Consider the following 22,757-nt stretch of genomic DNA (forward strand, 5'->3'; position numbering starts at 1 on the left):
GGCAGAAAGCGTGCCTCGGATGGGTCCCGGCCCCTGACCCATCCGTATGGCAGCGGCGCCCGGTGCCAAAGACGGGGGCTGCCATGCCACGGGGCCATGCCCTGGGGCCGTGCGACGGGGCCATGCGGGCGCGGATCCTGGCCCTTGCCCGCCGTCCCGCCGCCGGACGCCGGGCCGGGCTGTCGGAAATCCGACGCGCGCGGCCCGAAGGACGGTGTCCGCGTCAAGGATCCGGCGGAGCGGCACCGCGACTTTGGAACGCGAAAGGTCCCTTGCGGATGGGGTGCCATGCCTCTGTCTGGGTCAAACCCGGTGCGATCCTGCCGTTGCCCCTGTCGCAGCTGAAGACCCGGGGCGAGACATGCTTTCCAAGACCTACCACCTGAAGTTTCCCAACCTCGACGCCGCGCAGATCGCCGCCCCCTTCGTCGTCGAGACGCTGGGCAACGCGATCCCGGTCTGCAACCTCAGCGGGCTGAACGTGGTGATCTCCAAGGAAGGGGACATCTCGATCAACCTGTTCTTCCCCTCGATCAACGACCTGAAGGGGTTCGAGAAGAAGCATGGCGGGTTCCTGGACACGATGAAGAAGACCTTCCTGTTCCGGTCCACCGGCTTCGAGGGCGTCTGCATCTTCAATTTCGACCGCGAGGCCGAAGACGCCGCCTGATCCTCCGGCGCCCGATCCGACAATCGGCCCGCGCCGCGCCCCCCCCCCCCGATCCCGAAAGCCCGAGACCCGACCGATGACCTCGCCCACCCCGGATGCCAGCCCCGACATCGGCCTGATGCGGGTTCCGTCGCAGCGGATCGGCCGGCTGATGGACCTCGTCGCCGAACTGTCGCTCTCGGTCGCGGAAACCGTGCGCTCGCCCGATCTCGACGGGCTGGACCTGGGCCATTTCGACGCCGCCGTCCACCGGCTGACGATGATCATGCGCGAGGTGCAGGACGTCGCCACGGAAATGCGGCTGGTGCCGGTGGACGACGTGTTCCGCCGCCTGCGCCGCATGGTGCGCGAACTCGAACGCCAGACCGGCAAGTCGATCGAGGTGAAGGTCATCGGCGGCGACACCCAGATCGACAAGCTGGTGGCGGACCGGCTGTATGACCCGCTGCTGCACGTGCTGCGCAATGCCGCCGATCACGGGCTGGAAGGCCCCGAGGAGCGCCGCGCCGCGGGCAAGCCTGCGACCGGCGTCATCCGCGTGTCGGCGGCGCAGGCGGGCAGCGAGGTGCGCATCACCGTCGCCGATGACGGACGCGGGCTCGACAGGGGGCGCATCCTCGCCAAGGCCCGGCAGCGCGGCCTGATCGGGCCGGGCGAGGAACCCGCCGACGGCGCGCTGTGGAAGGTGATCTTCGAACCCGGCTTCTCGACCGCCGAGAACGTGTCGAACCTGTCCGGCCGGGGCGTCGGCATGGACGTGCTGCAGACCACGATGGCGGCGTTGCGCGGGCGGATCACCGTCGACAGCAGCGCCGGCCAGGGCACGTCGGTCGGTCTGCACATCCCGGTGTCGCTGGCCTTTCTCGACTGCGTCGTGCTGCGGCAGGGCGACAAGCTCTTTGCCGTTCCGATCGAGGTGGTGGCGGAAATCGCCCGCCCCGCCCCGGGCGACATGATCCGTCTCAGCGCCGCGGGCGGGGACGAGCTGTTCCGGCTGCGCGGCCGGAACATCCCGGTGCGCCGGCTGGAGGAATTCTATGCGGGCGGGTGTCGCGGCGCGGGGGCGGGCGCCGGGGTGATCGTCGTCTGCCAGTCGGGCGAGGGCCTGATCGCCGTTCCCGTCGACGAGGTGCTGGACCGCCAGCAGGTGGTGATGAAACCGCTGCTGGGACGGCTGGCGCAGGTGCGCGCGAGCTTCGGCTGCGCCCTTCTGGGCAGTGGCGAGGTCGCGCTGGTGCTCGACTGCGAACGGCTGGCGCCGGGGGGATCCGCACGATGATCGACCAGCGCGCCGAAAGCAGCGGCTACGAGACGATCCGCGACTGGCTGTCGCGGCGCTGCGCGATCCATTACCCCGAGGCGAAGCGCGATCTTCTGACCCAGAGGCTGGGCCGGGTGCAGCGCGCCTATGCCATCCCCTCGCTTGCCGCGCTGGCCGCGGCCGTCGGCGACAGCCAGCAGCACGAGGTGCAGCTGGCGGTGATTCATGCCGCCTCGACCAACCACACCTATTTCTGGCGCGAGCACGAGGTGCTGGAATTCTTCCGTGCCTCGGTCCTGCCCGATCTCGCCCGGCGGCCGCAGATCCGGCTGTGGAGCGCGGCCTGTTCGACCGGCGACGAGGTCTACACCCTTGCCATCCTGATCGCCGAGACGCTGGGGATGGCGGCACTGGAACAGACGCAGATCCTGGGTACCGATATCAGCGAGCCGGTGATTTCCAGGGCCGAAAGCGGCATCTTCCCCGCGCGCCAGCTGCAATCCATGCCGGCCGCGCTGCGCGCCAAATACCTCGTGCCGGTCGGGATCGAGCAGTTCCAGGTGATCCCGGCGCTGCGCCGGGCCTGCACCTTCCGGCGGATGAACCTGAAGGTCACGCCCTTCCCCTTCCGCAACACCTTCCAGGCCGCGTTCTGCCGCAACGTGCTGTACTACTTCGCGCACGAGGACCAGGTCGCGACCGTCAACGCCATCGCGGACGTGGTCGAGCCGGGCGGGTGGCTGTTCACCAGCGTGACCGAGAACGTGCGCGACATGTCGCACCGCTGGAAGGTCCTCGACAGCGGCATCGCCCGCCGGGCGGAGCGGTCATGACGCGCCGCGCGACACCAGCCGCCCCGACGGGCGGGGGCGGGCCGGTCCGGGTGCTGGTCGTCGACGATTCCGCCATGATGCGCGAGGTGCTGCGCCAGGGCCTGTCGCGCGATCCCGGCATCGAGGTGGTGGGGCTCGCGGCCAGCGCGGCGCAGGCGGCCGAGATGCTGTCGGACCGGGCGGTCGATGTGATGACGCTCGACATCGAGATGCCGCAGCTCGACGGGCTGAGCTTCCTGCGCCAGCTGATGGCCGGGCCGCGGCTGCCGGTGGTGGTGGTCTCCTCGGCGACGCAGTCGGGGGCGGCGATCACGCTGGAGGCGATGGAGGCGGGGGCGGTCGACATCATCGGCAAGCCGTGCCTGTCCGTCGGCACCGGGCTGGGGGCCATCCTGCCGGAGCTGTGCGACCGGGTGCGCGCGGCCGCGGGCGCCCGGGTGGCGCGGGGCGGGGCCGCGCGCGGCCCGCTTGCGGCGGCGATGGCGCCCCGTCCCGTCCGCCCGGCCGCGCCGGGGCCGCGCCCGCCGGCCGCTGTCCCGCAGATCCTGGGCATCGGGGCGTCGACGGGCGGCGTGCAGGCGCTGTTCGAGGTGCTGGCGCATCTGACGGTGCCGGTGCCGCCGGTCGTCGTGGTGCAGCACATGCCGGAAGGCTTTACCGCCGCCTTCGCGCGGCGGCTCGACGCGGCGCTGCCCTTCGAGGTGGCCGAGGCGCAGGACGGCGAGCCGCTGCTGCCGAACCGGGTGCTGATCGCGCCGGGCGGCAGCCGCCACATGCGCGTCGAAGGCCGCGCGCCGCACTGGCGGGTGGCGCTGGTCGAGGGCGCGCCGGTCAGCTTCTCGCGCCCGTCCGTGGATGTGCTGTTCGCCTCGCTGGCGGAACGGGCGGGCGGTCTGGCCGGTGCGGCGCTGCTGACCGGCATGGGGTCGGACGGGGCGCGGGGGCTGGCCGCGATCCGGCGGGCCGGCGGCATGACGATTGCACAGGACGAGGCGAGCTCGGTCGTCTGGGGGATGCCCGGCGCGGCCGTGGACCTGGGGGCGGCCTGTCAGGTGCTGCCGCTCGACCGGATCGCGCGGGCGCTTGCGGGCGACCCGGCATCGCCGCCGCCCCGGCCCGCCCGGCCCGCCGCCGTGGAAGGACAGACAGATGAAGGATAGGGGAATGACCCAGCAAGACGTTTCCACCGACCTGCTTTCCGCGCCCGAGGGCGAAGCGGAGACCATCTCGGACATGTATCTGACCTTCGTCCTGTCGGACGAGGAATACGGCGTCGGCATCGCGCTGGTGACCGAGATCGTCGGCATGCAGCGCATCATGCCGATCCCCGACATGCCGCGCTATGTCCGGGGGGTCATCAACCTGCGGGGCAAGGTGATCCCGCTGATGGACGTGCGGCTGCGCTTCGGCATGCCGGAACGCGCCTATGACGACCGCACGGTGATCATCGTGATGGAGCTCGACGACGCGCCGGTGGGCCTGATCGTCGACGGCGTGCGCGAGGTGCTGGAAATCCCGCCGTCGCAGATCGACCGCGCGGGGCAGTTCGGCCGCGTGACGCAGCGGCCGGTGATCGCGGGCGTCGGCCGGGTGGGCGAGCGGGTGGCGGTGCTGCTGGATCCCGCCGTGCTGGTGTCGGATGCCGAGATCGGGATACCGGCCGCCGAGATGTTGCCGCCCGAACCCGTGCCGGCCCCTGTGGCCATGCCGGGGGCGGAGGCGGGCGCATGAAGATCCTGATCCACAACCAGAAGGGCGGGGTCGGAAAGACCACGGTGGCGGCCAATCTGGGCGCGGCGCTGTTGCGCGGCGGCCATGCCGCCACGCTGCTGCTGGCCGATCTCGACCCGCAGATGCACCTCGCCGCCAGCCTTGCCCCCGAGGCGGCGCAGGCCCCCGCCGGCCGGCGCTTCGCCGTCGCGGGCGAGCCCGGCCTGTCGCTGGTCGCCGGGACGGACCTCGGGGATGCCGGGGACCCGTTCGGCGCCGACGCCTGGGTGGTCGCGGACAGCGCCCCGGGCTGGTCCGGGGGCATCGCCGACCTCGCCGCGCGCGCCGATCTGGTGATCTGCCCGCTGGAACCGGATTTCCTGGGCCTGTCGGGGCTGGGCCGGTTGCTGGAGCGGCTGACGCCGGCCGGGATCGGACAGGACCGGCTGCGCATCCTTCTGTGCCGCCACAACCCGCGGCTCGCCCTGCACCGCGAGGTGCAGGGCCTGCTGGCCGAGCGGTTCGGCAGCCGGCTTCTGCCCGTCGCGATCCGCAGCTCGGTCAAGCTGGCCGAGGCCGCGGGCCGGGGACGGACGATCTTCGGCCATGCGCCCGCCAGCGCCGGGGCCGGGGACTTCCGCGCCCTGGCCGCGATGCTGGCCGCAATGCCCGCGGGGCACGCGGCCCCCGGCGGACGGAGGGCGGCATGACCGGCACCCCGACGCCACCCCCGGCCCGGACGGCCCCGCGCCGGCGGGTGCGGCTGACGCAGGACCCGCTCGCGCCGCCGGACGGAACCCCGGCCGAGCCCGCCACCGCGCGGGCGACGCCGCCCGCCCCCCATGACCCAACCCCGAGCAAGGCCGCCCCGGCAGACGACCGGACCCCCGCCACCAGATCAGAAAGGACAACCGCCGTGACGACCCCCACCACTGCCGCCAACGCCGCCGTCAAGGCCGCCTGGGACCGCGTTCCGATGCTGCAGGCTCTCGAAAGCGTGTCGACCCCGCTGATGATCGCCGATGCCGACTATGTCATCCGCTATGCCAACGAGGCCGCCTACCAGATGTTCGAGGCGGTCGAGGATGCGATCCGCAGCGAGCTGCCGCATTTCACCGCGCGGCAGGTCGTGGGCCGGAGCGTCGACCTGTTCCACAAGGATCCGGCCCACCAGCGCCGGATCCTCGACGGGCTGTCGCGCCCGCATGACGGCAGGTTCACCGTCGGCGGCCGGACGATCGACTTCAAGGCGACGCCGATGTCCCATGTCGAAGGCGAGATGGTGGCCATCCTCGTGGAACTGCGCGACGTGACGCAGTCGCTGCACAGCCGGCGCCAGTTCGACCTGCTGTTTTCCGAGATCAAGGCGATGGTCGAGGCCCATGACGCCGGCATCATCAGTCATTTCATGTCGCTCGAGGGGTTCGACGAGGATTTCTCCCGCGTCGTCGCCGGTGCCAACCGGATGGTGAGCGGCCATCTGGACACCAAGCGGAAGATCCTCGCCTGCGTCAGCGCATTCGCCCAGGGCCGCTTCGACGCCGAGATCGAGGAGTTCTCGGGCGAGCGCGGCTTCATCAACGAGGCGATCGAGAACATCCGCGCCGCCTTCAAGGCGGTGACGCTCGAGATCGAGAAATTCTGCCGGGCGGTGGCGACGGGCGACCTGTCGGCGCAGGTGCAGGTGAAGGCCTTCGTCGGCGACTACCGCCGGATCGCCGAGATGATGGAAGACGCGTTCATCAAGCTGAACGAGACCATCTCGAACGCCTCGCAGCAGGTCCGGCAGGTGTCCGGCACCGTCGAGCAGATGGCGCAGTCGAGCCAGACGCTCGCCACCAATTCGCAGATCCAGTCCTCCTCGGTCGACGAGGTCTCGGCCTCGGCCGAACAGACCAACATCCAGGTGAAATCCAACGCCACCGCGGCCGAGGCCGCGGCACGGCTGGTCGCCGGATCGGCCGCGGTCGCGCAGGACGGCACCAACAAGATCTTCGAGATGGTGCAGGCGATGGAGGGGATCCGGGCCTCGTCGCTCGACATCGCCAAGATCATCAAGGTCATCGACGAGATCGCCTTCCAGACCAACCTCCTCGCGCTCAACGCCGCGGTCGAGGCGGCGCGCGCGGGCCAGCATGGCCGCGGCTTCGCCGTGGTGGCGCAGGAGGTCCGCAACCTTGCCGGACGCTCGGCAAAGGCCGCGCGCGAAACCTCGGACCTGATCGAGGGCGCCTCGACCCGCGTGCAGGCCGGCGTGCGCATCGCCGACGAGACCCGCGCCGCGTTCAGCCGGATCGCCGAGGACATCACCGAGGTGCAAAGGCTCGTGGGCGACATCGCCGTGGCGAGCGAGGAACAGTCGCGCGGCGTCACCCAGATCAACGTGGCCATCGCCGAGATCGCGAAATCCGCGCTCGCCACCAGCCAGCAGGCCGAGGAACTGGCCGCCAGCACGACCGAGATGGCGACCGCGACGGATTCGATGCGGCGGGATTTCGACCGCTTCACCCTGCGCCGGATCGAACCGCCGAAATCCGCCATCACCACGCTCGACCAGCTGAGCCCCGAGCTGCTCGCGCAGCTGCGGCTGATGCTGGCGGGGGCGGGCGGCGCGGCGGCCACCGCGCCGGCGCCCCTGCCTGCGGGACAGCCGGCAGCCCGGCGGCCGCATGTCAACGGCAAGTCCGCCGACCATGACGAACGCGGCTTCGGCAATTTCTGACACTTCTGGCGGCGGGCGCGCGATGCCGCCCCGCCGTCGCCACAAGCTTATGCAGACGGAGCGAACCCATGCCACATCGAGTCATGATCGTCGATGATGCCGCGATGATGCGGCTTTATATCAACAGCTTCATCAAGGGGATGCCCGACTTCAAGGTCGTGGCGCAGGCCTCGAACGGCGAAGAGGCGCTGCACCGGCTGGCCGAGGGCGCCGAGGTCGACCTCATCCTGCTCGACATCGAGATGCCGGTGATGGACGGGCTCGAATTCCTGCGCCACGCCAAGCTGAAGACGCGGGCGAAGATCTGCATGCTGTCCTCGGTGGTGGTGTCGGGTTCGCCCCATGCCGCCAAGGCGCGCGAACTGGGCGCCGACGGGGTGGTGGCCAAACCGTCGGGCACTGTCTCTCACGATCTCGAGGAAAAGATCGGCGACGAACTGGCCCGGACCATGCGGGTGCTGATGGCGGCCTGACCGCGGCCCCGGCCGATCCGGGGGCGCGACGGGGGCCGCGCCCGGACGAGGAAGCGCGGGACGGGACGAAAGGGTGGACGATGTCTGACGAGATGGACGAGATCTGGTCGCTGTATGCCGATGACGGGGCGCAGGCGCTCGATGCGATGGAAACGGCGCTGCTGGCGCTGGATCCCGACGATGGCGCCTCAGACGATGGTGCCCCGGATGCCGCGACGATCGCGGGGCTGTTCCGGGCGATCCATACCTTCAAGGGCAATGCCCGCGTCCTCGGTCTGGGCGTGATCGAAAGCTGCGCGCATCTGGCCGAGGATCTGATCGGACTGGTGCGCGACGAGGGCAAGCCCTTCGACCGCGCGATGCACCGGCTGCTGGTCGAGACCGGCGACGCCCTGCGCCAGATGCTGGAGATCAGCGCCGCCAGCCGGCAGGACGCCGATCCCGCGCTGTGCGCCGATCTGCTGGCGCGGCTGCGGCAGAAGGTGGAGACGACGCGCAGCGGCGCGGTGGACGAGGCCGGGGCAGGCGACGCCGGCCCGGACGCGCCGGATCGATCCCGCGCCCCGGATGCCGAGGGAGGGGAGTCCGCGGCACCTGACGCGGCGGCTTCCGTGTCCGACGCGCCGTCCCAGGCCGTCACGCCGGTGGCGGTGGACATGGCCTATCTGGCGATCTTTCACGACATGGCCGAAGCCGCGCTTGCCACATGCGCGGCGGCCGATGACGCGGCCTCCCGCCGCGCGCTGGCCGATCTGGCCCATGCCGCGCGCCAGCTGGGCCTTGCCGAGTGGCTGTCCCTGCTGGACCCCCTTCCCTCGCCGCTGTCGCCCGATGCCCTGGCCGCCCTGACGGCGGCGATGCGCGCGCTGCTGGACCGGGGCGACGCCGCGCCGCCGCCGACGGCCCCGGCCGTGGCAGAGGCGGATGCCCCCGCCCTTGCCGCGGACGGCCGTCCCGGTTCCGGAGGCGGGCCGGCGCCGGACGATTTCCTGACGCGGATCGAAGGTCCGCTGTCCGCAATCGCCCGCCACGCCATCGACCTGTCGGTGGCAGAACGTCCCGATCCCGAGCGGCTGGCCGAGGCCGTGGCGCTGGTGGTGGCGGAGGCCGCCGCGCGCGGCTATCCGCGCATCGCCGACACCTGCGACCTGATCCTTGCCGCCGGCACGCCCGCGACCCTGCGCCGCGCGGAACTGCAGCTTTACGAGGAACTCGCCTCGGTCGAGGTGATCGAACGGGGCGCCGCCTCGGCGCAGGGTCCGGCCTCCATCCTTGCCGGCTGGTGCGCGGACCATGTCTTCGACACGCTGGACGAGATGGGCGCGACGCTCGACCGGCTGAAGCGGGCCGAAAGCGGCGATGCGGCCACCCGCGCGTTGTCGCGGCTGACGCGGCTGATCCACCACGCCTGCCGCTTCTACGGGCTCGACACCGCGGCGCAGCTCGCGATGTCGCTGCTGGACCTGTTCGAGCGCGGCCAGACCAGCGGCCGCCCGGCCGACGCCATCCTGCTGCGCATCGCGCAGGGCTTCGTCACCACGCTGGAACTGGTCTTCGACGCGCTGCGCGAGGGCGAGGTGCCCGACACCACGCGGCTGGAACAGCTGTTTGCCGAGGCGAGCGAGATCAGCTTCACCGCCAGCGGCCTGCTGACCGCGACGGCGGTGGAACGGCGGCTGGGCCTGCCCCCCGAATTCCACCGGGTGCTGTCCCCCGACAGCGTCGCCGCGGCCTCGCAGGCGCTGGCCGAGGGGCTGGGCTTCTGGATTCTCCGCGCCGACGTCAACGACGACGAACAGATTGCAGAGCGGCTGTTCGGCTTCATCGGCGCCGGCGCGATCCGGGCCATCACCAACGTGACGGTGTTTCGCGGCCGGGACACGCTGTTCGACTTCCTGATCGCGTCCGCGCTGTCCGAGGCCGACCTGGCCGAGGCGCTGGCGCTGATGGACCCCGGCGGCGGCAGGCTGACGCTGATGCGGCGGCTGGAGGTCGCGGCCGGCCCGGAGGATGGCGCACCGGCGGCCGGGGGGGAGGCAGATCCGGGCGGCGGTGCGGGCGACGGTCCGGCCGATCCGGCGCAGTCGGTGGCGCTGGCCGGCGACATCCCGATCGAGATGCTGGAGCGGATCGGCGAGATCGCCGCCGGACAGGCGATGGTGCACGGCATGATCGGCGATCTTGTCGAAGAGGACCCTTCCGCCCGCATCGACGAATTCCTGCGCGCCAGCCAGCGCGACTCCGCCGCCGCGGCGGCGGGCCTGCGCCGCTATGCCGAGGATCTGGGTCGGCGCCTGCGCGCGCTGCTGCTGCCCGAAACCCAGATCCTGGGGCAGATGGGCGAGCTGCAGCAGATGGCGGCGGACCGGCGCGCCCGGCCGCTGGACGTGGTGCTGCGGCCGCTGGGGGCGCTGGTGTCGGCCGAGGCGCGCAACCGGGGTGCGGATGTGCGCCTGACCGTCAGCGGCGGCGAACTGTCGGTCGACGTGGCGCAGCTCGAGACGTTGAAGCGGGTGCTGCGGCCCCTGGTGCTGGCGCTGACAGCGGGAACGCCGCCGCGCAGCCCGGCGCGGCGGATGCACCTGTCCGCCCGTCGCGGCGAAGACCGGCTGGCGGTGACGCTCGATGACAGCGGCGGCGGCGCGGGAACCGCAGCCGCAGCGGTCGATGCCGCGATGCGCGAGGTGGAACGCACGGGCGGCGACCTGCGGCAGGTGGACCTACCCGGCGGCGGGACGCGGCTGCACCTGACGCTGCCGATCAGCCTCGTGGTGATGCAGGGCATGGTCGTGGGCGTCGGCGGGGTCCGCTACGTGCTGCCGGTCGAATCGATCAGCGGCATCCTGCAGCCCGAAGAGGGCGCGATCCGCCGGCTGTCGGCCGGCGGCGGGGACGAGATCCTGCGCCTCGCCTCGGGCGCGATCCTGCCCCTGCACCGGATCGCGCCGCCCTGGCGCGACGGCAGGCCCGAGGCGGCGGGGCGGGTCATCGTCACGCTGGCGCATTTTGGCCGCTCGGTCGCGGTGCCGGTGGACGAGGTCGTCGGCCAGCAGCTGGTGTTGCTGCGTCCGCTGCGGGGGCTGATGGCACGGCTGCGCGGGTTGACCGGGGTGGCGCTGCTGGCGGGGGGCGAGGTCGGCATGGTGCTGTCCAGCGCCGTGCTGTGCGGCGCCGACGGGCCGGACACCGGACGTCCGGGCCGGGAAGGACCAGCCGAAGGTATGGGATGCCCCAGAGCTTCGGCTGGCCCGGTCCCCGACTGGCGGATGGAGCCGACGGGCCTGCGTTGACCGGCGGGCGCCCGGCGGCGCATGACGGTTTCAACACGTCCCCCAGATCTCAACTGACCGTCGGACAGGCTCCGCACGGATCGGAGGAACCATGCCCTACGCCATCGACCTGCTGCAGCTTCTGGCCGACCCGCACCGCTCTGCCGCGTCGGCGCCGGCATCGCCCGATGCCTTCGACCGGCTGGCCGGCGGCCGGCCGGACCGCACCGACCGCGCCTTGGCCGCCGGCCCCATCGGCCTGTTCCGCCCGGCGCGGCAGGTCCGCCGCCAGCCCCGCCCCTTCGCCCCGCTCGCCGGCTGATCGCCGCCCGATCGCCGCCCGATCGCTCTGCCGCCCCGAACCCGAGGGATGATCCCATGTCCGTGACCGCCCCGCTGAATTCGCTCTACCTCTACCACGGCAGCCTGCTGTCGCTGACCTCGGGCGACCTGGTCGGCATGAGCGTCATCAACGGCATGACCGGGCCGCTGCAGGGGACGGTCACCGCCACGGACGGCCAGCTGAGCCAGGCCGATGACGGTGTCGCCAGCCTGTCGATCGGCGGCGGCGCGGCCCAGCCGTTGGACTATATCGGCAGCGGGACGGTGGCGACCCTCTCTCTCATCGGGATCGAGCTTGACGCGCGGCCGGTCAGCGCCTTTTCCGCGGGCGGGCATATCTACCTCTACGCGCCCTCGGGCCTGCCGCTGCTGTCCGGCCTCTCGGTCACCTTCGACATCGACCCCGATGCGCCGCTGAACCTGCCCGCCGCCTCCAACGGCCAGGTGGACGGGCTGGATCAGGGGCAGGTCATGGGCCTCGGCTATACCGACCTGCAGGGCGACAGGATCACCGCCGGCACTGACACGATCTTCGCCAATGGCGGGGCCGACACGGTGCACGCCGATGCGGGCAACGATCTGGTCGATGGCGGGGCGGGGGCCGACCTGCTGGACGGCGGCGCCGGGGATGACACGCTGACCGGCGGCGCCGGCAACGACACGCTGCTGGGCGGTGCCGGCAACGACCGGCTGGACGGCACGCAGGGCGCCGACCGGCTGACCGGAGGCGAGGGGGCGGATGTCTTCATCGTCCACGGTGAGGGCGAGACGGTCACCGACTTCGCGGCCGACGATTTCGTGGGCCTCGGCTCCTGGTACAACGAGGCGCGCCTGGCCGACTGGAACGCCGCGCATCCGGACCGGACCTACACGCACCCGCTGGCCTGGCTGAAGGCGGATCAGGCGGATGGCGTGCTGGACGCGGCGGGGGGCGTGGTCTTGGCCGATGGCGGCGCGCCCGTGGCGCCCGACCTGCTGACCACCGCCACCACCGGGGTCATCTGCTTCACCACCGGCACCCTGATCGAGACGGCGATCGGTCGCATCGCGGTCGAATTCCTGCGTCCCGGCGACATGGTCATGACCCAGGACGGCGGTCCGCAACGGCTGCGCTGGATCGGGCACCGCTGCCTCGCGCATGTCGAACTGCTGGCACAGGCCCGGCTGCGCCCGATCCGGATCGAGGCCGGGGCGCTCGGCAACGGGCTGCCGGAGCAGGCGCTGGTGCTGTCGCGGCAACATCGCGTGCTGGTGCAGTCGCGCATCGCGCTGCGCATGTTCGACCGGCCGGAGGTTCTGGTCCCGGCCAAGGACCTGCTGGGCCTGCCCGGCGTGACCGAGGTTCTGCCGGGAAAGGCGCTGGAATACTGGCACCTGATGTTCGACCGCCATGAACTGGTCCGCTCGAACGGCGCGCTGACGGAAAGCCTGCACCCGGGGCCGCAGGCGCTCGCCTCGCTGGAGGTCGGGACGCGCGAGGAACTGCTGTCGATCCTGCCGGAGCTGGGACGGGCGATGGAACGCCCCCTGGCACGGTTCGAGGCGCGCGGCACCCGGGCGCGCAAGCTGGCCGAGCGTGCAGCCGCCAACGGCCACGCCCTGCAGGCGCTGCAGGCATGAGCGCGGCCCCGGACATTCGAAAAGAGAGACAGATGCAGGCCCAACCCGTCTTGTGCCGGCCCGGAGCCGGAACCGCCGCACCGCAGAACGTGATCGGCTTCCGCCGGCCGTGCCATGACCCGCTGCAAGCCGAATTCCAGCGTCTCGAGGCGGTCTGGCGGCAATGTGCGGCGCCGACCCCGACGGGGGACGCGGCCGGTGCAGGCCGCGCGTCGCTGCCGGCCGGCTGGTGGCTGGATTGGGCCGCGGTCGCGGCGATCGGCGTGCTGACGGTGCTGTGCTGCATCCCGGGCTGATCCGGGCCCCCCAACCTCCCCGGCTCCTCCGCGAAGACTTTCCTAATACGAAAAGAAATGTCTTGAGGGGCAAGACAGCTTCCTGCTATCCAGTCTCTGCGGCGCATCAGGGCGCCGGAAACGGAGACGACGATGTGCGGGATTGTGGGCCTGTTCCTGAAGAACGAGTCGCTGAACCCCCGGCTGGGGGCGATGCTGACCGACATGCTCATCACCATGACGGACCGGGGCCCCGACAGCGCCGGGATCGCCATTTACGGCACGCCGGGGGCTGACGCGACGACGACTGCGGCGCGGCTGAAGCTGACCGTGCAGTCGGACACGCCCGATACGGCCTTTGCCGGGCTGGCCGGGAAGCTGGCCGAGGCGACGGGCGCGCCGGTCGATGTCCGCATTCTCGACACCCATGCCGTGATCGAGCTGCCCGCTGGCGCCCGTGCCGCGGCCGAGGCCTTCCTGGATCGCCACGGGCTGCGGATCATGGGCGCGGGCGAGCGGATGGAAATCTTCAAGGAGGTGGGCCTGCCGCGCGACGTGGCCCGCCGCTTCGGCCTGCGCGGCATGTCGGGCAGCCATGGCATCGGCCATACCCGCATGGCCACCGAAAGCGCGGTGACGACGCTGGGCGCGCATCCCTTCTCCACCGGCGAGGACCAGTGCCTGGTGCATAACGGCTCGCTGTCGAACCACAATCAGGTGCGGCGGCGGCTGGCGCAGAAGGGCTTCGCCCCGAAGACCCAGAACGATACCGAGGTGGCGGCCTGCTACATCTCGTCCCGGCTGGCCGAGGGCGCCAATCTGGGCGAGGCGCTGGAAGGCACGCTGAGCGACCTCGACGGCTTCTTCACCTTCGTCGTCGGCACCCGCAACGGGTTCGGCGTGGTGCGCGACCCCATCGCCTGCAAGCCCGCGGTGATGGCCGAGACCGACGATTATGTGGCTTTCGCCAGCGAATACCGCGCCTTCGCCGACCTGCCGGGCATCGACGCCGCCCGGGTGTGGGAGCCGGAGCCCGCCACCGTCTATTTCTGGGAGCGCTGAGATGGAAGTGATCGACCTTGCCACGACCGGGCTGCGCGACCTGAACGCCACCCTGCAGGCGGCGGCGCGCGAACGCGGCAATGCCGCCTACACCATCGAGAATCCCCGCGGCGCCCATGCGCTGGCGGTGGGGCTGGACGGACCGCTGGACGTGACGGTGAAGGGTTCGACCGGCTATTACTGCGCCGGCATGAACAAGGCCGCCAGCATCCGCGTCACCGGATCGGCCGGGCCGGGCGTGGCCGAGAACATGATGTCCGGCACCGTCACCATCGAGGGCGATGCCAGCCAGTATGCCGGCGCCACCGGGCGCGGCGGGCTGCTGGTGATCAAGGGCAATGCGTCCTCGCGCTGCGGCATCTCGATGAAAGGCATCGACATCGTGGTGCATGGCAGCATCGGCCATATGGCGGCCTTCATGGCGCAGCGCGGCAATCTGGTGGTGCTGGGCGATGCGGGCGACGCGCTGGGCGACAGTATCTACGAGGCGCAGCTGTTCGTGCGCGGAAGGGTGGCGAGCCTCGGCGCGGATTGCGAGGAAAAGGAGATGCGCCCCGAGCATCTGGACCTGCTGCGCGACCTGCTGGCCCGCGCCGGCGCCGATGCCCGCCCCGAAGAGTTCCGCCGCTATGGCTCGGCCCGCAGGCTCTACAACTTCCACATCGACCACGCCGACGCCTATTGAGGAGCCCGCCATGGACAGAACCCCGATGACGGACCCGCGCCAGTCCTGGACCTTCTCGCGCGAGGTGAATGCCGAAATCCGGCGCGCGGCGGCGACCGGCATCTATGACATCCGCGGCGGCGGGGCGAAGCGGCGGGTGCCGCATTTCGACGACCTGCTGTTCCTCGGCGCCTCGATGAGCCGCTATCCGCTGGAGGGCTATCGCGAACGCTGCGACACCTCGGTGGTGCTGGGCACGCGCTTCGCCAAGAAGCCAATCGAGCTGAAGATCCCGATCACCATCGCCGGCATGTCCTTCGGCGCGCTGTCGGCCCATGCGAAAGAGGCGCTGGGCCGGGGCGCGACGCTGGCCGGAACCTCTACCACCACCGGCGACGGCGGCATGACCGAGGAAGAGCGCGGCCATTCCGAAAAGCTGGTCTACCAGTACCTGCCCAGCCGCTATGGCATGAACCCCGACGACCTGCGCCGCTGCGACGCGATCGAGATCGTGGTGGGGCAGGGGGCGAAGCCGGGCGGCGGCGGGATGCTGCTGGGCCAGAAGATCACCGAACGCGTCGCCGGGATGCGCGACCTGCCGGTGGGCATCGACCAGCGGTCCGCCTGCCGCCATCCCGACTGGACCGGGCCGGACGATCTGGAAATCAAGATCCTCGAACTGCGCGAGATCACCGGCTGGGAAAAACCCATCTACATCAAGGTCGGCGGCGCGCGGCCCTATTTCGACACGGCGCTGGCGGTGAAGGCCGGGGCGGATGTCGTGGTGCTGGACGGGATGCAGGGCGGCACCGCCGCGACCCAGGACGTGTTCATCGAGAATGTCGGCCAGCCGACGCTGGCCTGCATCCGTCCGGCGGTGCAGGCGCTGCAGGATCTGGGCCTGCACCGCGAGGTGCAGCTGATCGTGTCGGGCGGCATCCGCACCGGCGCCGATGTGGCCAAGGCGCTGGCGCTGGGCGCCGATGCCGTTTCCATCGGGACGGCGGCGCTGGTGGCGCTGGGCGACAACGACCCGCATTGGGAAGACGAATACCGCAAGCTGGGCAGCACCTATGGCGCCTATGACGACTGGCACGAGGGGCGCGACCCGGCAGGCATCACTACGCAGGACCCCGCGCTGATGGCGCGGCTGGACCCGGTGGCGGGCGGGCGGCGGCTGCGCAACTACCTCAACGTGATGACGCTGGAATGCCAGACCATCGCCCGGGCCTGCGGCAAGAGCCATGTCCACAACCTCGAACCCGAGGATCTGTGTGCGCTGACGATGGAGGCGGCGGCGATGGCGCAGGTGCCGCTGGCCGGCACCAACTGGTACCCGGGCAAGCCCGGCTTCTGATCCGGGGCCGGGCGCGGCCTCCCCTGCGCCCGGCCCTCCAACAGGGACAGGATAAAAAAAGATGGCCGATCTGGCGCAATTCGCCCGCGACAAGGGCGTGAAGTATTTCATGATCTCCTACACCGACCTGTTCGGCGGGCAGCGGGCCAAGATGGTGCCCGCCGCCGCCATCGCCGACATGCAGGCCGATGGCGCGGGCTTCGCCGGCTTCGCCACCTGGCTGGACCTGACGCCCGCCCATCCCGACATGCTGGCGGTGCCCGATGCGCCCGCCGCGATCCAGCTGCCCTGGAAGCCCGAAGTGGCCTGGGTGCCGGCGACCTGCGTGATGGCGGGCGGCGGGCCGCTGGACCAGATGCCGCGGCAGGTGCTGTCGCGGCTGGTGGACGAGGCGGCGGCGATGGGGCTGGAGGTGAAGACCGGGGTCGAGCCGGAATTCTTCCTGCTGACGCCCGAGGGCAAGGCGATCTCGGACGCCGCCGACACCGCTTCCAAGCCCTGCTACGACCAGCAGGCGGTGATGCGCCGCTATGACGTGATCGCGGAAATCTGCGACTGCATGCTGGATCTGGGCTGGGAGCCCTATCAGGCCGACCACGAGGATGCGAACGGCCAGTTCGAGATGAACTGGAAATTCGACACCGCGTTGGCCACCGCCGACAAGCACAGCTTCTTCAAGTTCATGGTGCGGTCCATCGCCGAAAAGCACGGGCTGCGCGCGACCTTCATGCCGAAGCCGATCATGGGGCTGACGGGCAACGGCTGCCATGCCCATATCTCGGTCTGGGACACGGCGACGGGACGGAACGCCTTTGCCGACGACGGCAAGGACCTGGGCCTGTCCGACGAGGGGCGCCACTTCCTCGGCGGGATCATGCAGCACGCCTCGGCGCTGGCCGCGATCTGCAACCCGACCGTGAACAGCTACAAGCGGATCAACGCGCCGCGCACCGTATCCGGCGCGACATGGGCGCCCAACACCGTAACCTGGACCGGCAACAACCGCACCCATATGGTGCGCGTCCCAGGCCCCGGCCGGTTCGAGCTGCGCCTGCCCGACGGCGCCGCCAACCCCTATCTGCTGCAGGCCGTCATCATCGCCGCCGGCCTGTCCGGGCTGAGGTCGAAGGCCGATCCGGGGCCGCGCCACGACATCGACATGTATGCCGAAGGCCACAAGGTCACCGACGCGCCGAAGCTGCCGCTGAACCTGTTGGACGCGATCCGCGCCTATGAGGCGGATGCGGACCTCTGCGCGGCGATGGGCGAGGGGTTTTCGGCCGCCTATGTCAAGCTGAAGACGCAGGAATGGACGTCCTACTGTTCGCATCTGTCCCAATGGGAACGGGACAACACGCTGGACATCTGACATGCGCTTTTCCGTCTTCCGCGTCCTGCGCGAGGCCGCGACCGGCCATCGCGGCTGGCGCCCGCTGTGGCGCAACCCCGACCCGCAGCCGGGCTACGACTATGTCATCGTCGGCGGCGGCGGGCACGGGCTGGCGACGGCCTATTACCTTGCCACCACCTTCCGGCAGGCGCGGATCGCGGTGCTGGAAAAGAGCTGGCTCGGGTCCGGCAATATCGGCCGCAACACCACGATCATCCGGTCGAACTATCTGCTGCCCGGCAACGAACCCTTCTACGAATTCTCGATGAAGCTGTGGGAGGGGCTGGAACAGGAATTCAACTTCAACGCGATGGTCAGCCAGCGCGGGATCCTGAACCTGATCCATTCCGACGGACAGCGCGACGCCTATCGCCGGCGCGGCAACGCGATGCGGCTGGCCGGGGCGGATGCGGAACTGCTGGACCGCGACGGGGTCAGGGCGATGTATCCCTGGCTGAACTTCGACCACGCGCGCTTTCCCATCAAGGGCGGGCTGCTGCAGCGCCGGGCCGGGACCGCGCGGCATGACGGCGTCGCCTGGGGCTATGCGCGGGGGGCGGATCTGGCGGGCGTCGATCTGATCCAGAACTGCGAGGTGACGGGGTTCCGCATCGAGGGCGGGCGGGTCCGCGGGGTCGAGACCTCGCGCGGGTTCATCGGCGCGGGCAAGGTCGGCGTGGCCGTCGCCGGGTCCACCAGCCGGGTGATGGCGCTGGCGGGCCTGGGGCGGCTGCCGATCGAAAGCCATGCGCTGCAGGCCTTCGTCAGCGAAGGGCTGAAGCCCGTCATCGACGGGGTCATCACCTTCGGCGCCGGGCATTTCTACGTCAGCCAGTCCGACAAGGGCGGGCTGGTCTTCGGCGGCGATATCGACGGCTACAACTCCTATGCGCAGCGCGGCAACCTGCCGGTGATCGAGGACGTGGCCGAGGGCGGCATGGCGCTGATGCCGATGATCGGGCGGGCGCGGCTGCTGCGCATCTGGGGCGGGATCATGGACATGTCGATGGACGGCTCGCCGATCATCGACCGCACCCCGGTCGAAGGCCTCTATCTGAATGCGGGCTGGTGCTATGGCGGGTTCAAGGCCACGCCCGCCTCGGGCCATGCCTTCGCGCATCTGCTGGCCACCGACACACCGCATCCCACTGCCGCCGCCTACCGGCTGGACCGGTTCCGGCGCGGCTGGCTGATCGACGAAAAGGGCGTGGGCGCCCAACCGAACCTTCACTGAGGCGATGCGATGCTGATCCCCCATCCCCTGCTCGGCCCGCGCGACGCGCAGGAGTTCACCTATCTGGGCGATGCGCGGCTGCTCGACCGTCCGGACGGGCTGGCCGAGGACGCCGAGGCTTCCTTCTTCGACCATGTCTATCTGCGCGACAACCCGGCGGGCCTGCATCGGGAACTGTGGTTCCACGAACAGGGCGACCGGTCCTGGCTGGTGGTGACGCGCGACACGGTCACCCACGAGATCCTCGGCGCCGAACTGGCCCGCGACCTCGTCCTGCGGAACCGGGGTGCGGCATGAGACTGCCGGGCGGCCTGATCGACCGCAGCCGCACGCTGCGCTTCAGCTTCGACGGCCGGGCCTTCACCGGCCATCCGGGCGACACGCTCGCCTCGGCGCTGCTGGCGAACGACGTGCGGCTGATGGGCCGCAGCTTCAAGTATCACCGCCCGCGCGGCGTCCTCGCCGCCGGGCCGGAGGAGCCGAATGCGCTGGTGACGCTGGGCACGGGTGCGCGCGCCGAACCCAACACCCGCGCCACGGTGGTGGAACTGTGCGACGGCCTCGCCGCCGCCAGCCAGAACCATGTCGGCTCGCTCGGCCGCGACCTGATGGCGGTCAACGACCTGCTGTCGCCGCTCTTCGCGGCGGGGTTCTACTACAAGACCTTCATGTGGCCGCGCGCCTTCTGGGAACGGCTCTACGAGCCCCTGATCCGCCGGGCCGCCGGGCTGGGGCGGCTGTCGATGCAGCCGGACCCGGATGCCTATGACAAGGGCTTCCTGCATTGCGACCTGCTGGTGATCGGCGGCGGTGCGGCGGGTCTGGCGGCGGCGCTGACCGCGGCCCGGACCGGCGCCCGCGTGATCCTCGCGGACGAGGACATGCGCCTGGGCGGACGGCTGCTGGCGGAAAGCCACACGCTCGACGACCTGCCCGCGACCGACTGGATCGACCGGGTGGAGCGGGAACTGGCGAGCCTTCCCAACCTGACGGTGCTGCGGCGCACGACGGTCTGGGGCGCCTTCGATCATGGCATCTTCGGCGCGGTCGAGAGGGTCGCGGACCACCTGCCCGACCCGGGCGGGCGGGTGCGCCAGACCCTGTGGCGGATCACGGCGCGGCGGGCGGTGCTGGCCGCCGGCGCCATCGAGCGGCACATCCCCTTCCGCAACAACGACCGGCCCGGGATCATGCTGGCCGGTGCGCTGCGGGCCTATGCCAATCGCTGGGCCGCCTGTCCCGCCGGGCCGGTGGCGGTGTTCACCGGGACCGATGACGGCCACCGCACCGCGCTGGACCTGATGGCGCGCGGGGTCGAGGTGGCGGCGGTCATCGACCCGCGCGACGGGGCACGGGCGCAGGGCCCCTACCGGCTGATCCCGGGCGCCGTCGTCACCGATACGCAGGGCCGGCTGGGCCTGACCCGCATCGCCGTGACCACAGCGAAGCGGACGGAGTGGATCGCGGCCGCGACGCTGGGCGTCACCGGCGGCTGGAACCCGAACCTGAACCTAGCCGCGCAGCATCGCGCCCGCCCGGTCTGGGACGCGGCGACGGGATGCTTCCTTCCGCCCGATGGCGCGGTGCCCGGGCTGACCGTCGCCGGTGCGGCGGCGGGGCAGGGCAGCACCCATGCCGCGCTGCGCTCGGGCGCAGCGGCGGCGGCCGGGGCGCTGGCCTCGCTGGGGATCGCGGCGCCGCTGCCCGACCTGCCCCGGGCCGAGGATGCGCCCGCCGCAGCCTCGCCCATCTGGCATGTGCCCGGCAGGGGCCGGGCCTGGGTCGATTTCCAGAACGACGTGACGGTGAAGGACATCCGGCTGGCGCATCAGGAAAACATGCGCTCCGTCGAGCATCTGAAGCGCTGGACCACGCTCGGCATGGCCACCGACCAGGGCAAGACCTCGAACGTGACCGCGCTGGCGGTGATGGCGGAACTGACCGGGCGCGGCATCGCCGAAACCGGCACGACCATGTGGCGCCCGCCTTATACCCCGGTGCCGATCTCGGTGCTGGGCGGGGGCGATACGGGGCCGGACTTCCGCCCCCGCCGCCTGACGCCCACCCATCACTGGGCCGCCGCGCAGGGCGCGGTCTTCGTCGAGGTCGGCGCCTGGATGCGGGCGCAATACTTCCCCCGGCCGGGCGAGACGCACTGGCGCCAGACCGTTGACCGCGAGGTGCTGGCCACCCGCGCCGGCGTGGGCCTGTGCGACGTGACCACGCTGGGCAAGATCGACGTGCAGGGCGCGGATGCGGGCGCCTTCCTCGACCGGCTCTATGCCAATCCGATGGCGAGCCTGAAGGTGGGGATGGTCCGCTATGGGCTGATGCTGCGCGAGGACGGGCATCTCTGGGACGACGGCACCTGCGCGCGGCTGGCCGGGGATCACTACGTCGTCACCACCACCACCGCGCAGGCGGGGCCGATCTACCGCCACATGGAATTCGCCCGGCAATGCCTGTGGCCGGAACTGGACGTGCAGATCATCTCGACGACCGACGCCTGGGCGCAGATCTCGGTGGCGGGCCCCCAAGCGCGCCGGCTGCTGGAGCGGGTGGTGGACGGGTTCGACCTGTCGAACGCGGCCTTCCCCTTCATGGCCTGCGCCACGCTCACCGTCTGCGGCGGGCTGCGCGCGCGGCTGTTCCGCATCTCCTTCTCGGGCGAGCTGGCCTATGAACTCGCGGTGCCGGCGCGTTATGGCGCGGCGCTGATGGACCGGTTGCTGCAGGCGGGCGCGGATCTGGGGGCCACGCCCTACGGGACCGAGGCGCTCGGCGTGTTGCGGATCGAGAAGGGCCATGCCGCGGGGAACGAACTGAACGGCCAGACCACGGCACAGATGCTGGGCATGGGGCGGATGGTGTCGGCCAGGAAGGACGCGGTCGGGGCGGTGATGTCGCGGCGCGAGGGTCTGCTGGCCGAGGATCGGGTGCTGGTGGGGCTGCAGCCGGTCGATCCTGCCGATCCGGTGGTGGCGGGATCGCATCTCTTCACCCCCGGCCGCGCGCAGGACACCGCGACGGACGAGGGCTGGATCACCTCGGCCTGCCATTCGCCGCATCTGGGATCGGCGATCGGTCTGGGCTTCCTCGCCTGCGGCCGCGACCGGCTGGGCGAGGTCGTCACCGCCGCCAACCCGCTGGAAGGACAGCAGGTGGCGCTGCGCGTGGTGCCGCTGCCCTTCATCGACCCCGAGGGAGGACGCCTGCGTGACTGACCTGCGACCGGTGACCGCGCTTGGCGGCGAAACCCCCGCCCGGCTGCAGGCGGGCGGCCATACCCTGCGAGAGATCGGGGACATGGGCCTCGCCTCGCTGGCGCTGCGGCAGGGGGCGGCGGAGCCCGCGCCCTTCGGACTGGCCCTGCCCGGACCGGGGCAGTGGCAGGCGGGGGCGGAGGTCGCGGCCTTCTGGACCGGGCCGGGACAATGGATGATCGAGCGGCCCGGCCGCGCCGACAGCGACATCGCGGCCGAGCTGGCCCCGCTCTGCCCCGGATGTTCGGTGACCGAGCAGACGGATGCCTTCGCCTGTTTCGAGATTGCCGCCGCGGACGGCGCGGCGATGGACCGGCTGCTGGCGCGGCTGGTGAACCTCGACCCCGCGCGCCTGCGCCCGGGCAGCGCACAGCGGACGGGGTTCGAACATCTGCCGGTCTTCGTGATCCGCCGCGCCGGGGACCGGGTGGCGATGCTCGGGATGCGGTCGGCGGCGGGCTCGCTGTGGCACGCGCTGGCCCGGATCGTGACGCGCGAGGCGGCCCGATGACCATCGCCCGCCTGCTGACCGACAGCCTGACCGCCGCCTGCCGCGCCGATGGCCTGCCCCCGCCGGAGGGGAGGGCTGCCTGAGATCCGGCCGTCCCGGCA

At 71.3% G+C, this 22,757-nt stretch carries 20 protein-coding genes; all 20 read left to right on the forward strand.

Annotated elements, in window-relative coordinates; genetic code table 11:
• The first annotated feature begins 361 nt into the window (after nucleotides 1-361).
• The 20 genes from EEY80_RS09730 to EEY80_RS09825 all read left to right on the forward strand — a co-directional run bounded on the left by EEY80_RS09730 (nucleotide 362) and on the right by EEY80_RS09825 (nucleotide 22,656).
• A complete protein-coding gene (locus tag EEY80_RS09730; protein WP_126976378.1) occupies nucleotides 362-670 on the forward strand; it encodes a hypothetical protein in 309 nt (102 codons plus the stop codon).
• 76 nt (nucleotides 671-746) lie between these two features.
• Complete coding sequence (locus tag EEY80_RS09735) at nucleotides 747-1,949, forward strand: chemotaxis protein CheA (protein WP_126976379.1); 1,203 nt, start codon at nucleotides 747-749, stop codon at nucleotides 1,947-1,949.
• The gene (locus tag EEY80_RS09740) at nucleotides 1,946-2,764 is read left to right on the forward strand and encodes a CheR family methyltransferase (RefSeq protein ID WP_126976380.1); all 819 of its coding nucleotides are present in this window, start codon (nucleotides 1,946-1,948) and stop codon (nucleotides 2,762-2,764) included. Before EEY80_RS09735 ends, EEY80_RS09740 begins: the two co-directional genes overlap by 4 nt.
• Complete coding sequence (gene cheB, locus EEY80_RS09745) at nucleotides 2,761-3,924, forward strand: chemotaxis-specific protein-glutamate methyltransferase CheB (protein ID WP_126976381.1); 1,164 nt, start codon at nucleotides 2,761-2,763, stop codon at nucleotides 3,922-3,924. The genes EEY80_RS09740 and cheB overlap by 4 nt, the downstream gene beginning before the upstream one ends.
• Nucleotides 3,925-3,928: 4 nt before the next feature.
• Nucleotides 3,929-4,495: a chemotaxis protein CheW gene (locus EEY80_RS09750; RefSeq protein ID WP_126976382.1), complete on the forward strand. Its 567-nt coding sequence runs from the start codon at nucleotides 3,929-3,931 to the stop codon at nucleotides 4,493-4,495.
• On the forward strand, nucleotides 4,492-5,184 hold the full coding sequence (locus EEY80_RS09755; RefSeq protein WP_126976383.1) for a ParA family protein: 693 nt from the start codon (nucleotides 4,492-4,494) through the stop codon (nucleotides 5,182-5,184). The genes EEY80_RS09750 and EEY80_RS09755 overlap by 4 nt, the downstream gene beginning before the upstream one ends.
• A gap of 206 nt (nucleotides 5,185-5,390) precedes the next feature.
• A complete protein-coding gene (locus EEY80_RS09760) occupies nucleotides 5,391-7,196 on the forward strand; it encodes a methyl-accepting chemotaxis protein (RefSeq protein WP_126976384.1) in 1,806 nt (601 codons plus the stop codon).
• A gap of 68 nt (nucleotides 7,197-7,264) precedes the next feature.
• Complete coding sequence (locus EEY80_RS09765; RefSeq protein ID WP_126976385.1) at nucleotides 7,265-7,669, forward strand: response regulator; 405 nt, start codon at nucleotides 7,265-7,267, stop codon at nucleotides 7,667-7,669.
• Nucleotides 7,670-7,749: 80 nt separating this feature from the next.
• Complete coding sequence (locus EEY80_RS09770) at nucleotides 7,750-10,959, forward strand: Hpt domain-containing protein (protein WP_126976386.1); 3,210 nt, start codon at nucleotides 7,750-7,752, stop codon at nucleotides 10,957-10,959.
• 91 nt (nucleotides 10,960-11,050) lie between these two features.
• Nucleotides 11,051-11,260 carry a hypothetical protein gene (locus EEY80_RS09775; RefSeq protein ID WP_126976387.1) on the forward strand — a complete coding sequence of 70 codons (210 nt, stop codon included), beginning with the start codon at nucleotides 11,051-11,053 and terminating at the stop codon, nucleotides 11,258-11,260.
• Between the two features lie 56 nt (nucleotides 11,261-11,316).
• A complete protein-coding gene (locus tag EEY80_RS09780; protein WP_126976388.1) occupies nucleotides 11,317-12,900 on the forward strand; it encodes a Hint domain-containing protein in 1,584 nt (527 codons plus the stop codon).
• 32 nt (nucleotides 12,901-12,932) lie between these two features.
• Nucleotides 12,933-13,196, forward strand: a complete 264-nt coding sequence (locus EEY80_RS09785) for a hypothetical protein (RefSeq protein ID WP_126976389.1) — start codon at nucleotides 12,933-12,935, stop codon at nucleotides 13,194-13,196.
• Nucleotides 13,197-13,328: 132 nt separating this feature from the next.
• Entirely contained in the window at nucleotides 13,329-14,237 is a 909-nt protein-coding gene (locus EEY80_RS09790) for a class II glutamine amidotransferase (protein WP_126976390.1), read from the forward strand.
• Between the two features lies 1 nt (nucleotide 14,238).
• Nucleotides 14,239-14,922 (forward strand): GltB/FmdC/FwdC-like GXGXG domain-containing protein, encoded by a 684-nt coding sequence (locus EEY80_RS09795; protein ID WP_126976391.1) that lies wholly within the window; start codon nucleotides 14,239-14,241, stop codon nucleotides 14,920-14,922.
• Nucleotides 14,923-14,932: 10 nt separating this feature from the next.
• Nucleotides 14,933-16,258, forward strand: coding sequence for an FMN-binding glutamate synthase family protein (locus EEY80_RS09800; protein WP_126976392.1), 1,326 nt, complete (start codon nucleotides 14,933-14,935; stop codon nucleotides 16,256-16,258).
• Between the two features lie 61 nt (nucleotides 16,259-16,319).
• Nucleotides 16,320-17,627, forward strand: coding sequence for a type III glutamate--ammonia ligase (glnT, locus tag EEY80_RS09805; protein WP_126976393.1), 1,308 nt, complete (start codon nucleotides 16,320-16,322; stop codon nucleotides 17,625-17,627).
• Nucleotide 17,628: 1 nt separating this feature from the next.
• The gene (locus tag EEY80_RS09810; RefSeq protein WP_126976394.1) at nucleotides 17,629-18,882 is read left to right on the forward strand and encodes a sarcosine oxidase subunit beta family protein; all 1,254 of its coding nucleotides are present in this window, start codon (nucleotides 17,629-17,631) and stop codon (nucleotides 18,880-18,882) included.
• 9 nt (nucleotides 18,883-18,891) lie between these two features.
• On the forward strand, nucleotides 18,892-19,179 hold the full coding sequence (locus tag EEY80_RS09815; protein WP_126976395.1) for a sarcosine oxidase subunit delta: 288 nt from the start codon (nucleotides 18,892-18,894) through the stop codon (nucleotides 19,177-19,179).
• Complete coding sequence (locus EEY80_RS09820) at nucleotides 19,176-22,106, forward strand: sarcosine oxidase subunit alpha family protein (protein WP_126976396.1); 2,931 nt, start codon at nucleotides 19,176-19,178, stop codon at nucleotides 22,104-22,106. The genes EEY80_RS09815 and EEY80_RS09820 overlap by 4 nt, the downstream gene beginning before the upstream one ends.
• Nucleotides 22,099-22,656 carry a sarcosine oxidase subunit gamma gene (locus EEY80_RS09825; RefSeq protein WP_126976397.1) on the forward strand — a complete coding sequence of 186 codons (558 nt, stop codon included), beginning with the start codon at nucleotides 22,099-22,101 and terminating at the stop codon, nucleotides 22,654-22,656. The genes EEY80_RS09820 and EEY80_RS09825 overlap by 8 nt, the downstream gene beginning before the upstream one ends.
• Nucleotides 22,657-22,757: the final 101 nt, after the last annotated feature.

This window comes from Frigidibacter oleivorans, from assembly GCF_003993775.1.
In the GTDB taxonomy this organism is placed as follows: domain Bacteria; phylum Pseudomonadota; class Alphaproteobacteria; order Rhodobacterales; family Rhodobacteraceae; genus Frigidibacter; species Frigidibacter oleivorans.